This window comes from Anianabacter salinae (genome assembly GCF_019061145.1).
In the GTDB taxonomy this organism is placed as follows: Bacteria; Pseudomonadota; Alphaproteobacteria; order Rhodobacterales; family Rhodobacteraceae; genus Anianibacter; species Anianibacter salinarum.
Window position 1 is genome coordinate 904,868 of the sequence record NZ_JAHQZS010000001.1, and the last position, 12,728, is coordinate 917,595.

Annotated in this window: 14 protein-coding genes; 6 read left to right on the plus strand and 8 right to left on the minus strand. The window is 67.7% G+C overall.

The genetic code is table 11. The features are described 5' to 3' along the window. Together cydB and KTJ87_RS04465 are read left to right on the plus strand one after the other, a co-directional pair. Entirely contained in the window at positions 1-1,029 is a 1,029-nt protein-coding gene (gene cydB / locus KTJ87_RS04460; RefSeq protein ID WP_267137855.1) for a cytochrome d ubiquinol oxidase subunit II, read from the plus strand. Next, a complete protein-coding gene (locus tag KTJ87_RS04465) occupies positions 1,029-1,124 on the plus strand; it encodes a DUF2474 domain-containing protein (protein ID WP_267137856.1) in 96 nt (31 codons plus the stop codon). Before cydB ends, KTJ87_RS04465 begins: the two co-directional genes overlap by 1 nt. Here KTJ87_RS04465 and KTJ87_RS04470 read toward each other — a convergent pair. The 3 genes from KTJ87_RS04470 to KTJ87_RS04480 form a co-directional block, all read right to left on the minus strand. Then, entirely contained in the window at positions 1,121-2,353 is a 1,233-nt protein-coding gene (locus tag KTJ87_RS04470; protein WP_267137857.1) for an NAD(P)/FAD-dependent oxidoreductase, read from the minus strand. The two genes, KTJ87_RS04465 and KTJ87_RS04470, sit on opposite strands and share 4 nt — an antisense overlap. Positions 2,354-2,366: 13 nt before the next feature. Continuing rightward, the gene (locus tag KTJ87_RS04475) at positions 2,367-2,993 is read right to left on the minus strand and encodes a J domain-containing protein (protein ID WP_267137858.1); all 627 of its coding nucleotides are present in this window, start codon (positions 2,991-2,993) and stop codon (positions 2,367-2,369) included. Positions 2,994-3,169: 176 nt separating this feature from the next. Continuing rightward, a complete protein-coding gene (locus KTJ87_RS04480; RefSeq protein ID WP_267137859.1) occupies positions 3,170-3,607 on the minus strand; it encodes a DUF4177 domain-containing protein in 438 nt (145 codons plus the stop codon). 249 nt (positions 3,608-3,856) lie between these two features. On the opposite strand from KTJ87_RS04480, the gene KTJ87_RS04485 reads away from it, so the two are divergent. From KTJ87_RS04485 to KTJ87_RS04495, 3 genes are all read left to right on the plus strand, one after another. After that, complete coding sequence (locus KTJ87_RS04485) at positions 3,857-5,413, plus strand: trimethylamine methyltransferase family protein (protein WP_267137860.1); 1,557 nt, start codon at positions 3,857-3,859, stop codon at positions 5,411-5,413. A gap of 62 nt (positions 5,414-5,475) precedes the next feature. Further along, positions 5,476-6,057 (plus strand): heme NO-binding domain-containing protein, encoded by a 582-nt coding sequence (locus tag KTJ87_RS04490; RefSeq protein ID WP_267137861.1) that lies wholly within the window; start codon positions 5,476-5,478, stop codon positions 6,055-6,057. After that, positions 6,054-7,019 (plus strand): GGDEF domain-containing protein, encoded by a 966-nt coding sequence (locus KTJ87_RS04495; RefSeq protein WP_267137862.1) that lies wholly within the window; start codon positions 6,054-6,056, stop codon positions 7,017-7,019. Before KTJ87_RS04490 ends, KTJ87_RS04495 begins: the two co-directional genes overlap by 4 nt. 6 nt (positions 7,020-7,025) lie before the next feature. Here the strand turns inward: KTJ87_RS04495 and KTJ87_RS04500 are convergent, their stop codons facing one another. The 5 genes from KTJ87_RS04500 to ileS form a co-directional block, all read right to left on the minus strand. Then, positions 7,026-7,475 carry a methylated-DNA--[protein]-cysteine S-methyltransferase gene (locus KTJ87_RS04500; RefSeq protein WP_267137863.1) on the minus strand — a complete coding sequence of 150 codons (450 nt, stop codon included), beginning with the start codon at positions 7,473-7,475 and terminating at the stop codon, positions 7,026-7,028. Continuing rightward, positions 7,472-7,705, minus strand: a complete 234-nt coding sequence (locus tag KTJ87_RS04505) for a DUF3253 domain-containing protein (protein ID WP_267137864.1) — start codon at positions 7,703-7,705, stop codon at positions 7,472-7,474. The genes KTJ87_RS04500 and KTJ87_RS04505 overlap by 4 nt, the downstream gene beginning before the upstream one ends. Next, positions 7,702-8,559, minus strand: coding sequence for a glutathione-dependent disulfide-bond oxidoreductase (gene yghU, locus KTJ87_RS04510; protein WP_267137865.1), 858 nt, complete (start codon positions 8,557-8,559; stop codon positions 7,702-7,704). Before yghU ends, KTJ87_RS04505 begins: the two co-directional genes overlap by 4 nt. Positions 8,560-8,683: 124 nt before the next feature. Then, entirely contained in the window at positions 8,684-9,052 is a 369-nt protein-coding gene (locus KTJ87_RS04515; RefSeq protein WP_267137866.1) for a VOC family protein, read from the minus strand. 77 nt (positions 9,053-9,129) lie between these two features. Beyond that, a complete protein-coding gene (gene ileS / locus KTJ87_RS04520) occupies positions 9,130-12,084 on the minus strand; it encodes an isoleucine--tRNA ligase (protein WP_267137867.1) in 2,955 nt (984 codons plus the stop codon). 213 nt (positions 12,085-12,297) lie between these two features. Here ileS and KTJ87_RS04525 point away from each other — a divergent pair, with 213 nt between their 5' ends. Next, positions 12,298-12,708, plus strand: coding sequence for a group III truncated hemoglobin (locus KTJ87_RS04525; RefSeq protein WP_267137868.1), 411 nt, complete (start codon positions 12,298-12,300; stop codon positions 12,706-12,708). Positions 12,709-12,728: the final 20 nt, after the last annotated feature.

The window sequence follows — 12,728 nt, forward strand, 5'->3', positions numbered from 1 at the left end:
ATGCAGGACCTTGCCGTCAGCTTTGATCTCACCATCGCCTGGGCGCTGCTTCTGGCGTTCTCGGTCTATGTCTATGTCGTCCTTGACGGGTTCGACCTTGGCATCGGCATCCTCTATCCGCTGTTTCGCAAGAAATCCGACCGCGACCTGATGATGAATTCAGTCGCGCCGGTGTGGGACGGCAACGAGACCTGGCTGGTGCTGGGCGGGGGCGGGCTGTTCGCGGCCTTCCCGATGGCCTACGCGATCCTGATGCCTGCGCTCTACCCGCCGATCATCGCCATGCTGCTCGCGCTGGTGTTCCGGGGGGTGGCCTTCGAGTTCCGCTGGCGCGCGGCCTCGCGCCGCTCGGAAATCTTCTGGGACGGCGCGTTCATCGGCGGCTCGACCGTCGCGGCGCTGTCGCAAGGCATCGTGCTGGGCGCGATCCTGCAGGGGGTCGAGGTGGACGGGCGCGCCTATGGCGGCGGCTGGTGGGACTGGCTGACGCCGTTCACGATGCTGACCGGCGTGGCCGTGGTCGCGGGCTATGCGTTCCTTGGCGCCTGCTGGCTGAACTGGAAGCTGGAGGGCGCGATCCAGCACCGTGTCCGCTCCCTGGCGCGCGTGTTCGGGATCGTCACGCTGGGCTTCATCGGCGCGGTGTCGCTGGCCACGCCGTTCCTTGAAGCGGCGTATTTCGACCGCTGGTTCGGCTGGCCCGAGATCCTGTGGGTGTCGCCCGTGCCGATCGCGGTGGCCGTGATTACCCTGATCCTTGCGCGGTCGTTGACCACGCACGGGCGCGATTGGGTGCCCTTCGTGCTGGCGCTGGCGCTGTTCCTTCTGTGCTTCATCGGGCTTGGCGTGTCGATGTGGCCCTACATTATCCCCACCGAGGTCACGATCTGGGACGCGGCGAGCCCCTATAAGTCGCAGCTGTTCATGTTCGTGGGCGCGGCGGTGCTGGTGCCGGTGATCCTGGCCTACACCGCCTATGCCTACTGGGTGTTCCGCGGAAAGATGGACCCGGACGAGGGGTATCACTGATGCTGAAAAAGCTGGGGTGGTTCGTGCTGTTGTGGATGGGCGGTGTCGCAACGGTCGGCATCGTGGCCTACGCGATCCGGGCGATGATCCTCTAGCGGAACCGCGCGGGCGTAAGCGGGGCGAGCAGCGGGTCAGCCTCGCCCTCCATCGCGGCGGCAAGCAGCGTTGCCGTTGTCGGGCCAAGGGTCAGGCCGTGGTGGCCATGGCCAAAGTTGAACCACAGACCCGGATGGTGCGGCGCGGCGCCCGTGATCGGCAGCAGGTCGGCGATGAAGGGGCGGGTGCCGTGCCACTGCGGCTCGTCCACGCGCGCGCCGATGTCGTAAAGCTCCGCCGCTGCCTGCGCGCCGCGCGTCAATTGCACCGGATCGGCGGGGGCGTCCTGCGGTACCAGCGCGGCGCCGGTGGTGATCCGCAAGCCGCGCGTCATCGGCGCGAGGACGATGCCGTTCGCGGCGTCGAACACCGGACGGCGCGGCGCGACGGGCGCGGCGTAGTGGCCATGATACCCGCGCTTGTGGATCATCGGAAAGCGGTAGCCGAAACGCCGCAGGATCGCCGGGGACCAAGGGCCGAGCGCGATGATGGCCTGCGCGGCGCTGATCTCGCCGTCCTTGGCGTTCGCCGCCCAGCCCGCGCCTGCCTGCCGCAGCGACCTCGCGTCGCCGGTCACGATACGCCCGCCCCGCCGCTGGAGCAGCGCTGCATAAGCCTTGGTCAGCGCGGAGGGATCGGCGCAGGACCAGGCGCCGCGCCAGTGCAAGGCGCCCGCAGGCGTCAGGCGCAGCGCGGGGTCTTCGGCGCGGTAGTCTTCGCCTGAAATCACCCGTGCCTCATGCCCGTAGGTCCGCGCCATCCGCTCGGCGTCCTTCACGGCGGCATCGAAGGCGCGCGCATCGCGGAACAGGAACGCCCAGCCGTCGCGGGCAATCAGGTTCTGCGCGCCCGACGCCTCGACCAGCGGTGCATGATCGGCGGTAGAGCGGGCGACGAGCGGCGCATAGTGGCGCGAGATCGCGGCGTGGCGGCCTGCGCCCGAGTTCATGAAATAGCGCAGGAGCGCCGGAAATTGCCGCAGCGCCGCGCCCGGCGACCAGACGACATCGTTGGACCGGCCAAGCGCATAGGAGAACAGGGTCGCAAGGTCATGGGGCAGGGGGTGCGGCTCCGCCCCCTCGGTCTCGATCACGCCTGCATTGCCGAAACTGGTTTCCTCGCCAGGTGCGCGGCGGTCGATCAGGGTCACGGCATGGCCGCACGCCTGCACCGCCAGCGCGGTCGCCACGCCAACGATCCCGGCGCCAAGAACGATCACCTCGGCCATGACGGCAGGGCCCCTACTGGAAGTTGCGGCTGTCCTTGACCTGGTCCCAGGCCCAGACGACTTCCTGCAGCATCTCTTCCTGGCTGCGGTCGCCGCCGTTCATGTCGGGGTGCAGCACCTTGATAAGCGCCTTGTAGGCCTTGCGCAGATCCGCCTTGCTCGAGGTGTCGCGCGCTTCGAGGATTTCCAGCGCGCGGCGTTCCGTGGGGGGCAGCTTGCGCGATCCGGTGACTGCCTTGCCGGGGTTGCGCGTCGCGTTCTCGCCCAGAACCTGGTGCGGATCGTCGATGCCAAGGCGCGACCATGCCTGCTGTTCCGCGGATTTGCGGAACGGTTTGGTCTCGCGGCCCCAGACGCGGTCCTTGTCGATCTGTTCCTCGAATTCTTCTTCGGTCGCGCCGTTGAAGAAGTTCCATTTCAGATTGTACTCGCGGACGTGGTCCTTGCAGAACCAGAAGTAGTCGTCAAGGTGATCGGGCGATTTCGGCGCGCGGTATTTTCCCGCCTCCTCGCAGCCGGGATGTTCGCACACCTTGGTCGAGGTTTCGAACGCCCCCGACATGCCGCGGCGGCCGCGCGTGCGCTTTTTCTTGTCCGCAGACACTCGGAGGTCGAAACCGAACGGATCGTTCTTGCTCATGACACCTGCCTTTTCGACTCGGGCAGTGCAGTTTAGGCCATTGGCCGCGACGCGAAAGAGGGCATGACACATTTTCCTGTGTGCCGTGTCCCTGCGCGCATCTGTCAGGGGCCTGCGCCGCCCTGTCGATGCGCGCCTGCGCACGGCGCACCGCTCCTGTGCGGCAAGCGTGCGGATCAGTGATCGGCGGTAGTGTCCACGCGCGGCGCATGGCCGGACGGATCAGGGTGATGCGCCGCGTCCAGCCGGGGCGTGTCGCCCTCGGGTGCCTCGGCGGACAGCGGCGCGATCCGCGCGGTCGAGCGGAAGGTCGGGATCGCCAGCACCGGCTCGGACCGCTCGATCCGGGCGAGCGCGGCGTCCGCCTGCACTTCGGTTTCCGGCTCCAGCGAGCGGCGGAACACCAGCATGTTCTGGAAGGTCGTCGTGCGCCCGGTCAGGCCCTGGCGTTCTTCGCAGGGCAGGGTGTCGGTGCGCTGGTATTCCCAGCCCTGGCTGCCCATCTCGTTCATCAATTCGGACAGGGCCACGGCGAACTTGGCCTCGGTGCCCTTGACGCCGCGGGTCTTGGCCGCCTTACGCGGGGCAGGGACAACCTTGTACTCGTAACGCATGGGCGGGGTCCTTTCGGGCGTTCGGGGCAGGCGGGACGCTAGCCTGAGTCGGGGGGCGTGCCCAAGCCGCGGGTCTATTGTGGCGGGATTGCGGCAGGCAAGTGTTGCGGATCGGTCATCCCGGGCGGCGAATGGACGCTTGCAGGCGTTCTAGCCCGAAAACGCCAAATGCCCCGCCGATTTCGTCGCAAACGCCATATCGGCACCGCTCGCCTGCTGGTCTTCTGGGATAAACCAAAGGGGGCCGGGATGGTCGACACGCTTACCAGAAAGCGCCGCTCGGGCGGACGGGCGGGCCACGCCAGCCGCAGCGGCAGCGCCGCGATCGAGCAGATGCCCTGGCGGGTGCCGGTCAACACCGATCGCCCGACCGAACCGCTGACGGCCGAAGGCGTCGCGGCGCTCCATGACGGGGCCATGCGTATTCTCGAAGACATCGGCATCGAGTTCCTGAACGAGGAAAGCCTGGGATTGTTCCGGCAGGCGGGGTGCACCGTGTCGGGCACCAACGTCCGCATGGGCCGCGATTTCGTGATGGAGATGGTCGCCCGCGCGCCCGCGCAGTTCGACATCACCCCGCGGAACCCGGACCGGCGGATCACGATGGGCGCCGGGCACATGCTCTTCGGCAACGTCTCGTCGCCGCCGAACTACTGGGACCTGACCACCGGCAAGATCACCGGAACCCGTGAAACCTGCGCGAACCTGCTCAAGCTGACGCAGTATTTCAATTGCATCCACTTCGCGGGCGGCTACCCGGTCGAGCCGTTGGACATCCACCCGAGGGAACGCCACCTCGACGTGCTGTTCGACAAGCTGTCGCTGACGGACAAGGTCGCGCACGCCTATTCGCTGGGCCCCGAGCGGGTCGAGGACGTGATGGAGATGGTGCGCATCGCGGGCGGGCTGTCGCATGAGGACTTCGACGCCGCCCCGCGGATGTACACCAACATCAACTCTACCTCGCCTCTCAAGCACGACATCCCGATGATCGACGGCTGCCTGCGGCTGATCCGGCGTGGCCAGCCCGTGATCGTGACGCCTTTCACGCTGGCGGGGGCGATGGCGCCGGTGACGATGGCGGGCGCCGTAGCGCTGTCGCTGGCCGAGGCGCTGTCGGCGATTGCTCTGTTCCAGTATGTCGCCCCGGGCGTTGGCTGTGTGCTGGGCACGTTCACGTCGAACGTCGACATGAAATCGGGGGCGCCCGCGTTCGGCACGCCGGAATACATGCGCGCCACGCAGATGACCGGCCAGATGGCGCGGTTCTACGGTCTGCCCCTGCGCTCGTCCGGCGTCTGCGCCGCGAACGTGCCGGACGGTCAGGCGATGTGGGAGACCAGCAATTCGCTTTGGGCCGCCGTGCAGTCGGGCACCAACATGGTCTATCACGCCGCCGGCTGGCTGGAGGGCGGGCTGATCGCCAGCCCCGAGAAGTTCGTGATGGACTGCGAGGTGATCCAGATGATCCAGCGCTATTTCGATCCCGCGCTCACCGCCACCACGCCCGACGACATCGCGCTGGACGCCATCCGCGAGGTCGGGGCGAACGGCCACTATTTCGGCTGTCAGCACACACAGGAACGCTACACCACCGCCTTCTACCAGCCCTTCGTGTCCGACTGGCGCAACTACGAGGCCTGGGCGCTGGGCGGATCGGTCTGGACGGCCGAGCGGGCCCACCGCACCTACCAGGACATCCTTGCCAGCTATGAGCCGCCGCCGATGGACATCGCCATCCGCGAGGAACTGGCCGATTTCGTGGCCCGGCGAAAGGCCGAAGGCGGCGCGCCGACAGATTTCTGACCCCGTTTGCGGTTTGTTAAACCCGCCCGCGCTAGCGTTCCCAAGTCTTGCGGAGCGCGCCCATGCACGGCCTTGTCAACCGGTCCATCCAGTCCTTCCTGACCCGCACGCGCGGGCGGTCCGTCTGGGCCGCCATCGCCGAGACCGCCGGTCTGGACGAGGACGGTTTCGACATCCTCGAAGTCTACGACGACGCGGTGACATGGGTCATGCTCGACGCCGCCGCCGCACGTCTGGGGCTGCCGCGCGACATGCTGATCGAGGATGTGGGCACCTTCATCGTCGCCCATCCCGAGCTTGGCGCACTACGCCGTCTCTTGCGCTATGGCGGGCCGACCTATCCCGATTTCCTGCATGCGCTTGCAGGCTTGCCGGACCGCGCGCGGCTGGCGGTGGCGACATTGGAGCTGCCGGTGATCGACGTGGCCGAAGAAGCGCCTTCGCGCTTTCGGCTGACGCTGACTGGCGGCCCGGACGGGGCGGGGCCCTTTTTCCTGGGCATCCTGCGGGCGATGGCCGATGAATACGGGGTGCTTGCGATCGTGTCTCTGGATCAACGCGGCGACCGCGCCACGCTGACCGTCGATATCGCCGATCTGGACTTTGCCGACGCGCGCGCCTTTGCGATGGGGGCTGCGCAATGACCGTGGCGCTGGGCCACGCCCCGGCGGTGCTTACCCAAGACGCGCTGGATGCGCTGATGCCGATGCACCTGCGCCTGTCGCGCGACGGTCGGGTGCGCGCGATGGGGCCGACGCTGGCCCGGCTCTGCGGCGGCTTGACTGGGCAGACCTTGTCCGCTGCCGCCGATGTCCGCCGCCCGTTCGCGCGCGATATCCTTGCCGCGACCGCGCCGGTCCCGGTGTCGCTGGTGCTGCGGGCCTTGCCGGACTGTGCCCTGACCGGGATCGCGGTGCCGCTGGGCGACGGGATCCTGATCGACCTGTCGGCAGGGATCGGCACGCTTGATCTGATCCGGCGGCACGGGATGACTGCCGCCGACCTTGCGCCGACGAACCTTGGCCTCGATCTGGCCTATCTGCGCGAGGCGAACGATGCGGTGCAGGCCGAACTGATGCGCGTGACCCGCAAGACCCGCGCCGCCCGCGAAACCGCCGAGGAACAGGCCGTCACCGACACCCTGACCGGGCTGCGCAACCGCCGTGCGCTGGACGCGGTGCTGAAGCGGCTGGTTCGGGGCAACACGCCATTCGCGCTCGCCCACCTTGATCTCGACTGGTTCAAGGCCGTCAACGACACCCACGGCCACGCGGCGGGCGACCATGTGCTGCGCTCGGTCGCGCGCATTCTTCTGGATGAGACGCGGGCGGGCGATACCGTCGCCCGGATCGGCGGCGACGAATTCGTTCTGGTGTTCCCCGGCCTTGTCGATCCCGAACCCCTGCGCGGGATCGGAGGCCGCATCCTTGCCCGGATCGAGGCGCCGATCGCGTTCGAGGGGGCCGCGTGCCGGGTATCGGCCAGCATCGGCATCGCCGTCAGCGGCGGCGCCGATCCCGACCGCGCCGGTGATCTTCTGGCCGAGGCGGACCGCGCGCTCTATGCCTCCAAGGAGGCAGGGCGCGGGCGGATCAGCTTTGCCTGAGAGTGCCTAGATCAGCAGCCCCGCCGCGTGCTCGTGCCGCAGCAGCGCCACCTTGGTCTCGATCCCGCCCGCGCCGGAATAGCCGCCAAGGCCAGAGGCCGACAAGACGCGGTGGCACGGGATCAGGACCGGGATCGGGTTGGCGCCGCAAGCCTGCCCGATGGCCTGCGCCGAAACGCCAAGCGCGCGGGCCAGATCGCCATAGCGGCGCGTCTCGCCGAAGGGGATCGCCAGAAGCATATCGAGAAAACGGTGCTGAAATTCCGTGCCGCCCGGGTCGAGCGGCACGGTGAAGGCGGTGAGCGATCCGGCGAAATACGCCCGCACCTCGTCGGCTGCGCGGGCAAGGCACGGCGACGGGTCACCCGGCAGCGCGCCCCAGCGCACCGCCTGCACCGACGCCCCGCCAAGGATCGACAGAGTGCCGACCGGCGTGTCGACGGTGACGCAGTTCACCGCAGGCCCAGCCTGATCGGTCCGCGCGCCGCCACCGAATCCACGGGCGCGCCGCCTTGGGTGGCCGACAGCGGCAGGGCTGACGCGACCCGCCGCACGTCCGGCATCAACGGACGCCACTCCGCCGCAAGGGCCCGCGCGGCTTCGGACGGGCAGAACGTCTTGCCCGCCCCCCGCGCATGGGCAAGGTCCATCAAGGCGGCAGCGATGGCCTCGTCCGTCACCGTCATTCGGCGGCGCGCTTGTCCTCGGTGTTCGTCTCGAAATCGGACGCCGAGTGACGCTCGTGCAGTTGCAGTTCCGGCTCGCCGAAGGCGCGGTTGACCATGCGTCCCCGCTTGACCGCAGGGCGCGCGTCGATCGCCTCGGCCCAGCGCACGACGTTGGCGTAGCTGGCCACGTCGAGGAACTCGGCCGCGTCATACAGCCGCCCCAGCACAAGCTGGCCATACCACGACCAGATCGCCATGTCGGCGATTGTGTAGCTGTCCCCGGCCATCCAGTCGCGGCCCTCGAGGTGCCGGTTCAGGACGTCGAGCTGGCGCTTGGCCTCCATCGCGTAGCGGTTGATCGGGTATTCCAGTTTTTCGGGTGCGTAGGCATAGAAATGGCCGAAGCCGCCGCCAAGGAACGGGGCGGAGCCCATCTGCCAGAACAGCCAGGACAGCATTTCCGGCCGATCCTCGGGCTTGCCCAAGAACGCGCCGTAGCGTTCGGCGAGGGTCAGCATGATTGCCGCGCTCTCGAAGATGCGCACGGGCGCGTCGCCGGACCGGTCGACCAGCGCCGGGATCTTGGAATTGGGGTTCGCCTCGACAAAGCCCGACCCGAACTGGTCGCCCTCGCCGATGTTGATAAGCCAGGCGTCGTAGTCGAAATCATGGCCCGCCTCGATCAGCTCTTCGAACAGCACCGTGACCTTCACACCGTTGGGCGTGGCGAGTGAATAGAGCTGGTAGGGATGCTCGCCCACCGGCAGCGTCTTGTCGTGGGTGGGTCCGGCGATGGGGCGGTTGGTGCTGGCGAACTTGCCGCCGTTTTCGGTGTCCCATGTCCAGACGGCGGGCGGGGTGTAATCGGTCATCGCGGAGGCTCCGGGGTTTCATGTGCGTTGCAGTGGAAGGTAGGCGCCGCGGCGCGGGATGTAACCCCGCGGGATGTGCGCGCGCGGCGGGTCACTTGCGCGCTTCGGCATGGCCGGGCGGAGATCAGAGTTGCCGCGCAACGAACCAGCTTGTCCCGCAGGCGCTGCGAAACCCGCCGCGCCGGTCGCCGTCGCCTTTTTCCATCATCGGCTGAAGCTCGGTCGCACCCGCCGCGATGGCCCGCGCAAAGACAGCGTCGGGGTCGGGCAGATAGAGGTGAAGCATGGCAGGCGGGCCGTCCGCCTCGCCCATCATCAGGACGGTGTCGCCGATCCGGCATTCGGCATGCATGATCCCGCCGCCGTCCTCGCGCGGGATGACGCGCAGACGGTCCGCGCCGAACACGGTTTCGCAGAAGGTCAGCACCGCCTCGGCGTCGGGCACCATCAGGTAGGGCGCAAGGTCTGTATAGTCGGCCGGTTTGTAGGACATGGCGGCAACATAGCGCGTCCTCGCGCATCCGCGCAAAGCCGAAGTGGCGGGCGCCGCAGCGCCCGCCAAATTGCCGCCTATCCCAGCGCGGCGTCGCAGCGCGCGCAGACGTCGGGGTGCGCGTGCGTGCCGACATCGGGCAAGATTTTCCAGCACCGCTCGCACTTGGCGCCTTCCGCCTCGGCGAAGACCACGGCGACCACGGGCACATCGTCCAGACGGAACGCGCCTTCGGGGGCGGGATCGGTCGTCAGGGTGACGGCCGACGTGATGCACAGGTCCGCGAAGGTTTCGGGGTTCGTCACCACCTCGGCAGTCTTGCCCGACAGATGCACCACGGGCGCAGCCTCCAGCGAGGCACCGATGACCTTGTCGCGGCGTTTCTCTTCCAGCGCGCCGTTGACCACCCGGCGGGCGGCGCGCACGATCCTTGAGCGCTCGGCCAGCGCATCGTCGCGCCATGCGGGATCGGCCACGGGCATGTCCGTCAGGTGCACCGACGACGCATCGCCGGGGAAGCGTTCCAGCCAGATTTCCTCGGACGTGAACACCAGGATGGGGGCCAGCCAGTGGACCATGTGGTCGAACAGCACCCCCAGCACCGCCTCGCAGGCGATCCGGCGCGGGCTGTCGGCCGCATCGCAATACAGCGCGTCCTTGCGCACGTCGAAGTAGAAGGCCGACAGGTCCAGCGTGGCGAAATCGAACACCGTGCGCCACGCCTTCTGGAAGTCGTAAGCCGTGTAGGCCGCGCGAACGGCTGCATCGACCTCCCACACGCGGTGGAGGATCAGGCGTTCGAGTTCCGGCACCTCAGACGGCAGCGCGGGCACGTCATCGGGAAGCGAGCCGAGGATGTAGCGCATGGTGTTGCGCAGGCGGCGATAGCTGTCGGCGACGCCCTTGAGGATCTCGTCGCCGATGCGCAGGTCCGCCGTGTAGTCCGACTGGGCCACCCAAAGCCGCAGGATATCGGCACCGTACTGCTTGATGACTTCCTCGGGGGCGACGGTGTTGCCGAGCGATTTCGACATCTTGTTGCCCTTGGCGTCCAGCGTGAAGCCGTGGGTCAGCACGCCGCGATAGGGCGCGCGGCCCTTGGTGCCGCAGGCTTGCAGCATCGAGGAATGGAACCACCCCCGGTGCTGGTCGGTGCCTTCGAGGTAGAGATCGGCGATGCCGTCCTTTGACCCGTCGGCACGGTCGCGCAGGACAAATGCATGGGTCGAGCCGCTGTCGAACCACACGTCGAGGATGTCGAATACCTGCTCGTAGGCGTCAGCGTCGTGATCCTCGCCAAGGAAGCGTTCCTTGGCGCCCGGCTGATACCATGCATCGGCGCCCTCGGTCTCGAAGGCTTCCGCGATGCGGGCGTTCACCTTGGGGTCGCGCAGCAGGAAATCGGGATCGTCCGGCTTGGCCCCGATCTTGACGAAGCAGGTCAGCGGCACACCCCAGGCGCGCTGGCGCGACAGCACCCAGTCGGGCCGGTTCTCGATCATCGAATACAGCCGGTTTCGCCCTGTCTTGGGCGTCCAGGTCACCAGCTCGTCGATGGACCGCAGCGCGCGTTCGCGGATGGTGGTGCCATAGGTGTCCTGCCCGTCACCGACCGCGCGGTCGATGGCGGCGAACCACTGCGGGCGGTTCAGGCGGATCACCGGCGCCTTCGAGCGCCAGGAATGCGCGTCCGAGATGGTGATACGGCGGCGACCCAGCAGGCCGCCGGTTTCCACCAGTTTGTCGATGACGGCCTTGTTGGCCTTGCCGGGCTTGCCGTTCTCTTCGATGATCCGCAGCCCCGCGAAGAACGGCAGGTCTGTGCGATAGGACGAGTCGTCGAGGATGTTGTAGGTCATCGGCAGACCGTGCTTGCGCCCGATCTCGTAGTCGTCGTCGCCGTGGCTGGGAGCGGTATGAACGAACCCAGTGCCCGCGTCATCGGTGACGTGATCGCCCGGCAGCAGGCGCACGTCGTAGTCCCATTCGCCCGACGCGCCATCCGCGCCGCGCAGCGGATGGGCGCAGGTGATCGTCGACAACTCGTCCGCCGAGACGGTGCGCAGGCGGCGATACATCGACGGCTCCAGCCGCATCGCGCCCAGCGCGTCGTCCGCCAGCGCGTCGGCCAGAAGATAGCGGTCGCCGATCCGCGCCCAGCATTCTTCGGGGCGGCCGGTGATCTCGTAAAGGCCATAGTCGATGCCGGGGCCAAAGCAGATCGCGCGGTTCTGCGGGATGGTCCAGGGCGTCGTCGTCCAGATCACGACACGGGCGCCCCGGAAATCGGCGGCGACCAGCGCCTGGTTCGCACCGTCGAAATCGGAGACCTCGTCCAGCGGCATCGGCGCGTCGCCGCCCGCCACGACGGGGAACTGCACCCAGATCGCATCTGTCTGACGCTCGTGATACTCGACCTCGGCCTCTGCCAGCGCGGTCTTTTCCACCGGCGACCACATCACCGGCTTGGACCCCTGGTAAAGCAGGCCGTTCATCAGGAACGACATGAATTCCTCGGCGATGACCCGCTCGGCGTGGAAATCCATCGTCAGGTAGGGGCGATCCCAGGCGCCGGTGACGCCAAGCCGCTTGAATTCGCTGCGCTGGATGTCGATCCAGCCTGCGGCGAAGTCGCGGCATTCGCGGCGGAACTCGACGACGTCGACCTTGTCCTTGTCGAGGCCCTTTTCGCGGTATTTCTGCTCGATCTTCCACTCGATCGGCAGGCCGTGGCAGTCCCAGCCGGGGATGTAGCGCGCATCCCGCCCCATCATCTGCTGGCTACGCACGACCATGTCCTTGAGCGTCTTGTTCAGCGCATGGCCGATGTGAAGGTTGCCGTTGGCATAGGGAGGGCCGTCGTGCAGCGTGAAGGGCGTGCGGCCCTCTTTCTCGCGCAGGCGGTCGTAGACCCCGATCCGTTCCCAGCGGTCGAGCCATTCAGGCTCGCGCTTGGGCAGGCCCGCGCGCATGGGAAACTCGGTTTCGGGCAGGTTCAGGGTGGCTTTGTAGTCAGGCGTGTCGGCGCACATGAGGGGAGTCCTCAGGCTGGATTTGTCAGGATGGGGTGAGGGCGGCGCGAAGTCTCAGACGCCTTGTCCCGGCGGCTCTGGGTCAGAGCGCCGGGCATGTAATTCGCTGGATGATCGCCAAGCGGGACATCATGGGGCGCTTATAGGCAAGGCGCCGGGACAGGACAAGGCGGCGCATTGCAACGGCAGGCCGAGCGGCGTTACCACTGCACCATGACATCCGCCCTGCCGCCCAAGTTCGACATCCCGCCCGAGGACATCGCCCGCGTGGTCGCTGCGTTCTATGCGGCGGTGCGGGCGCATCCGATGCTGGGGCAGGTGTTCGCCGTGCATGTCACGGACTGGCCCGCGCACGAGGCCAAGGTGACGCGGTTCTGGGAAAACGCTATCCTGAACGCGCGCGGCTATGACGGCAACGTCATGGAGGTGCACAGGGGCGCGGGCAACGTCCGCCCCGGCATGTTCGACGCCTGGCTCGGGCTGTTCGACCGGACGCTGCACGAGGAATTGCCGCCCGAAACCGCCGCCGCCTGGTCGGCGCTGGCGCACCGCATCGGGCGGTCGCTGCGCGCGGGCGTCGTGGACAGGGACCGCGGACCGGGGGGCGTGCCGACCCTTAGGTAGTCCCGATCGAAGGGCCGGTT

Bases quoted from the DNA above. Each gene is read 5' to 3' on its own strand.
- cydB (WP_267137855.1), top strand. From the start codon at position 1: ATGCAGGACCTTGCCGTCAGCTTTGATCTCACCATCGCCTGGGCGCTG.
- KTJ87_RS04465 (WP_267137856.1), top strand. From the start codon at position 1,029: ATGCTGAAAAAGCTGGGGTGGTTCGTGCTGTTGTGGATGGGCGGTGTC.
- KTJ87_RS04470 (WP_267137857.1), bottom strand. From the start codon at position 2,353: ATGGCCGAGGTGATCGTTCTTGGCGCCGGGATCGTTGGCGTGGCGACC.
- KTJ87_RS04475 (WP_267137858.1), bottom strand. From the start codon at position 2,993: ATGAGCAAGAACGATCCGTTCGGTTTCGACCTCCGAGTGTCTGCGGAC.
- KTJ87_RS04480 (WP_267137859.1), bottom strand. From the start codon at position 3,607: ATGCGTTACGAGTACAAGGTTGTCCCTGCCCCGCGTAAGGCGGCCAAG.
- KTJ87_RS04485 (WP_267137860.1), top strand. From the start codon at position 3,857: ATGGTCGACACGCTTACCAGAAAGCGCCGCTCGGGCGGACGGGCGGGC.
- KTJ87_RS04490 (WP_267137861.1), top strand. From the start codon at position 5,476: ATGCACGGCCTTGTCAACCGGTCCATCCAGTCCTTCCTGACCCGCACG.
- KTJ87_RS04495 (WP_267137862.1), top strand. From the start codon at position 6,054: ATGACCGTGGCGCTGGGCCACGCCCCGGCGGTGCTTACCCAAGACGCG.
- KTJ87_RS04505 (WP_267137864.1), bottom strand. From the start codon at position 7,705: ATGACGGTGACGGACGAGGCCATCGCTGCCGCCTTGATGGACCTTGCC.
- yghU (WP_267137865.1), bottom strand. From the start codon at position 8,559: ATGACCGATTACACCCCGCCCGCCGTCTGGACATGGGACACCGAAAAC.
- KTJ87_RS04515 (WP_267137866.1), bottom strand. From the start codon at position 9,052: ATGTCCTACAAACCGGCCGACTATACAGACCTTGCGCCCTACCTGATG.
- ileS (WP_267137867.1), bottom strand. From the start codon at position 12,084: ATGTGCGCCGACACGCCTGACTACAAAGCCACCCTGAACCTGCCCGAA.
- KTJ87_RS04525 (WP_267137868.1), top strand. From the start codon at position 12,298: ATGACATCCGCCCTGCCGCCCAAGTTCGACATCCCGCCCGAGGACATC.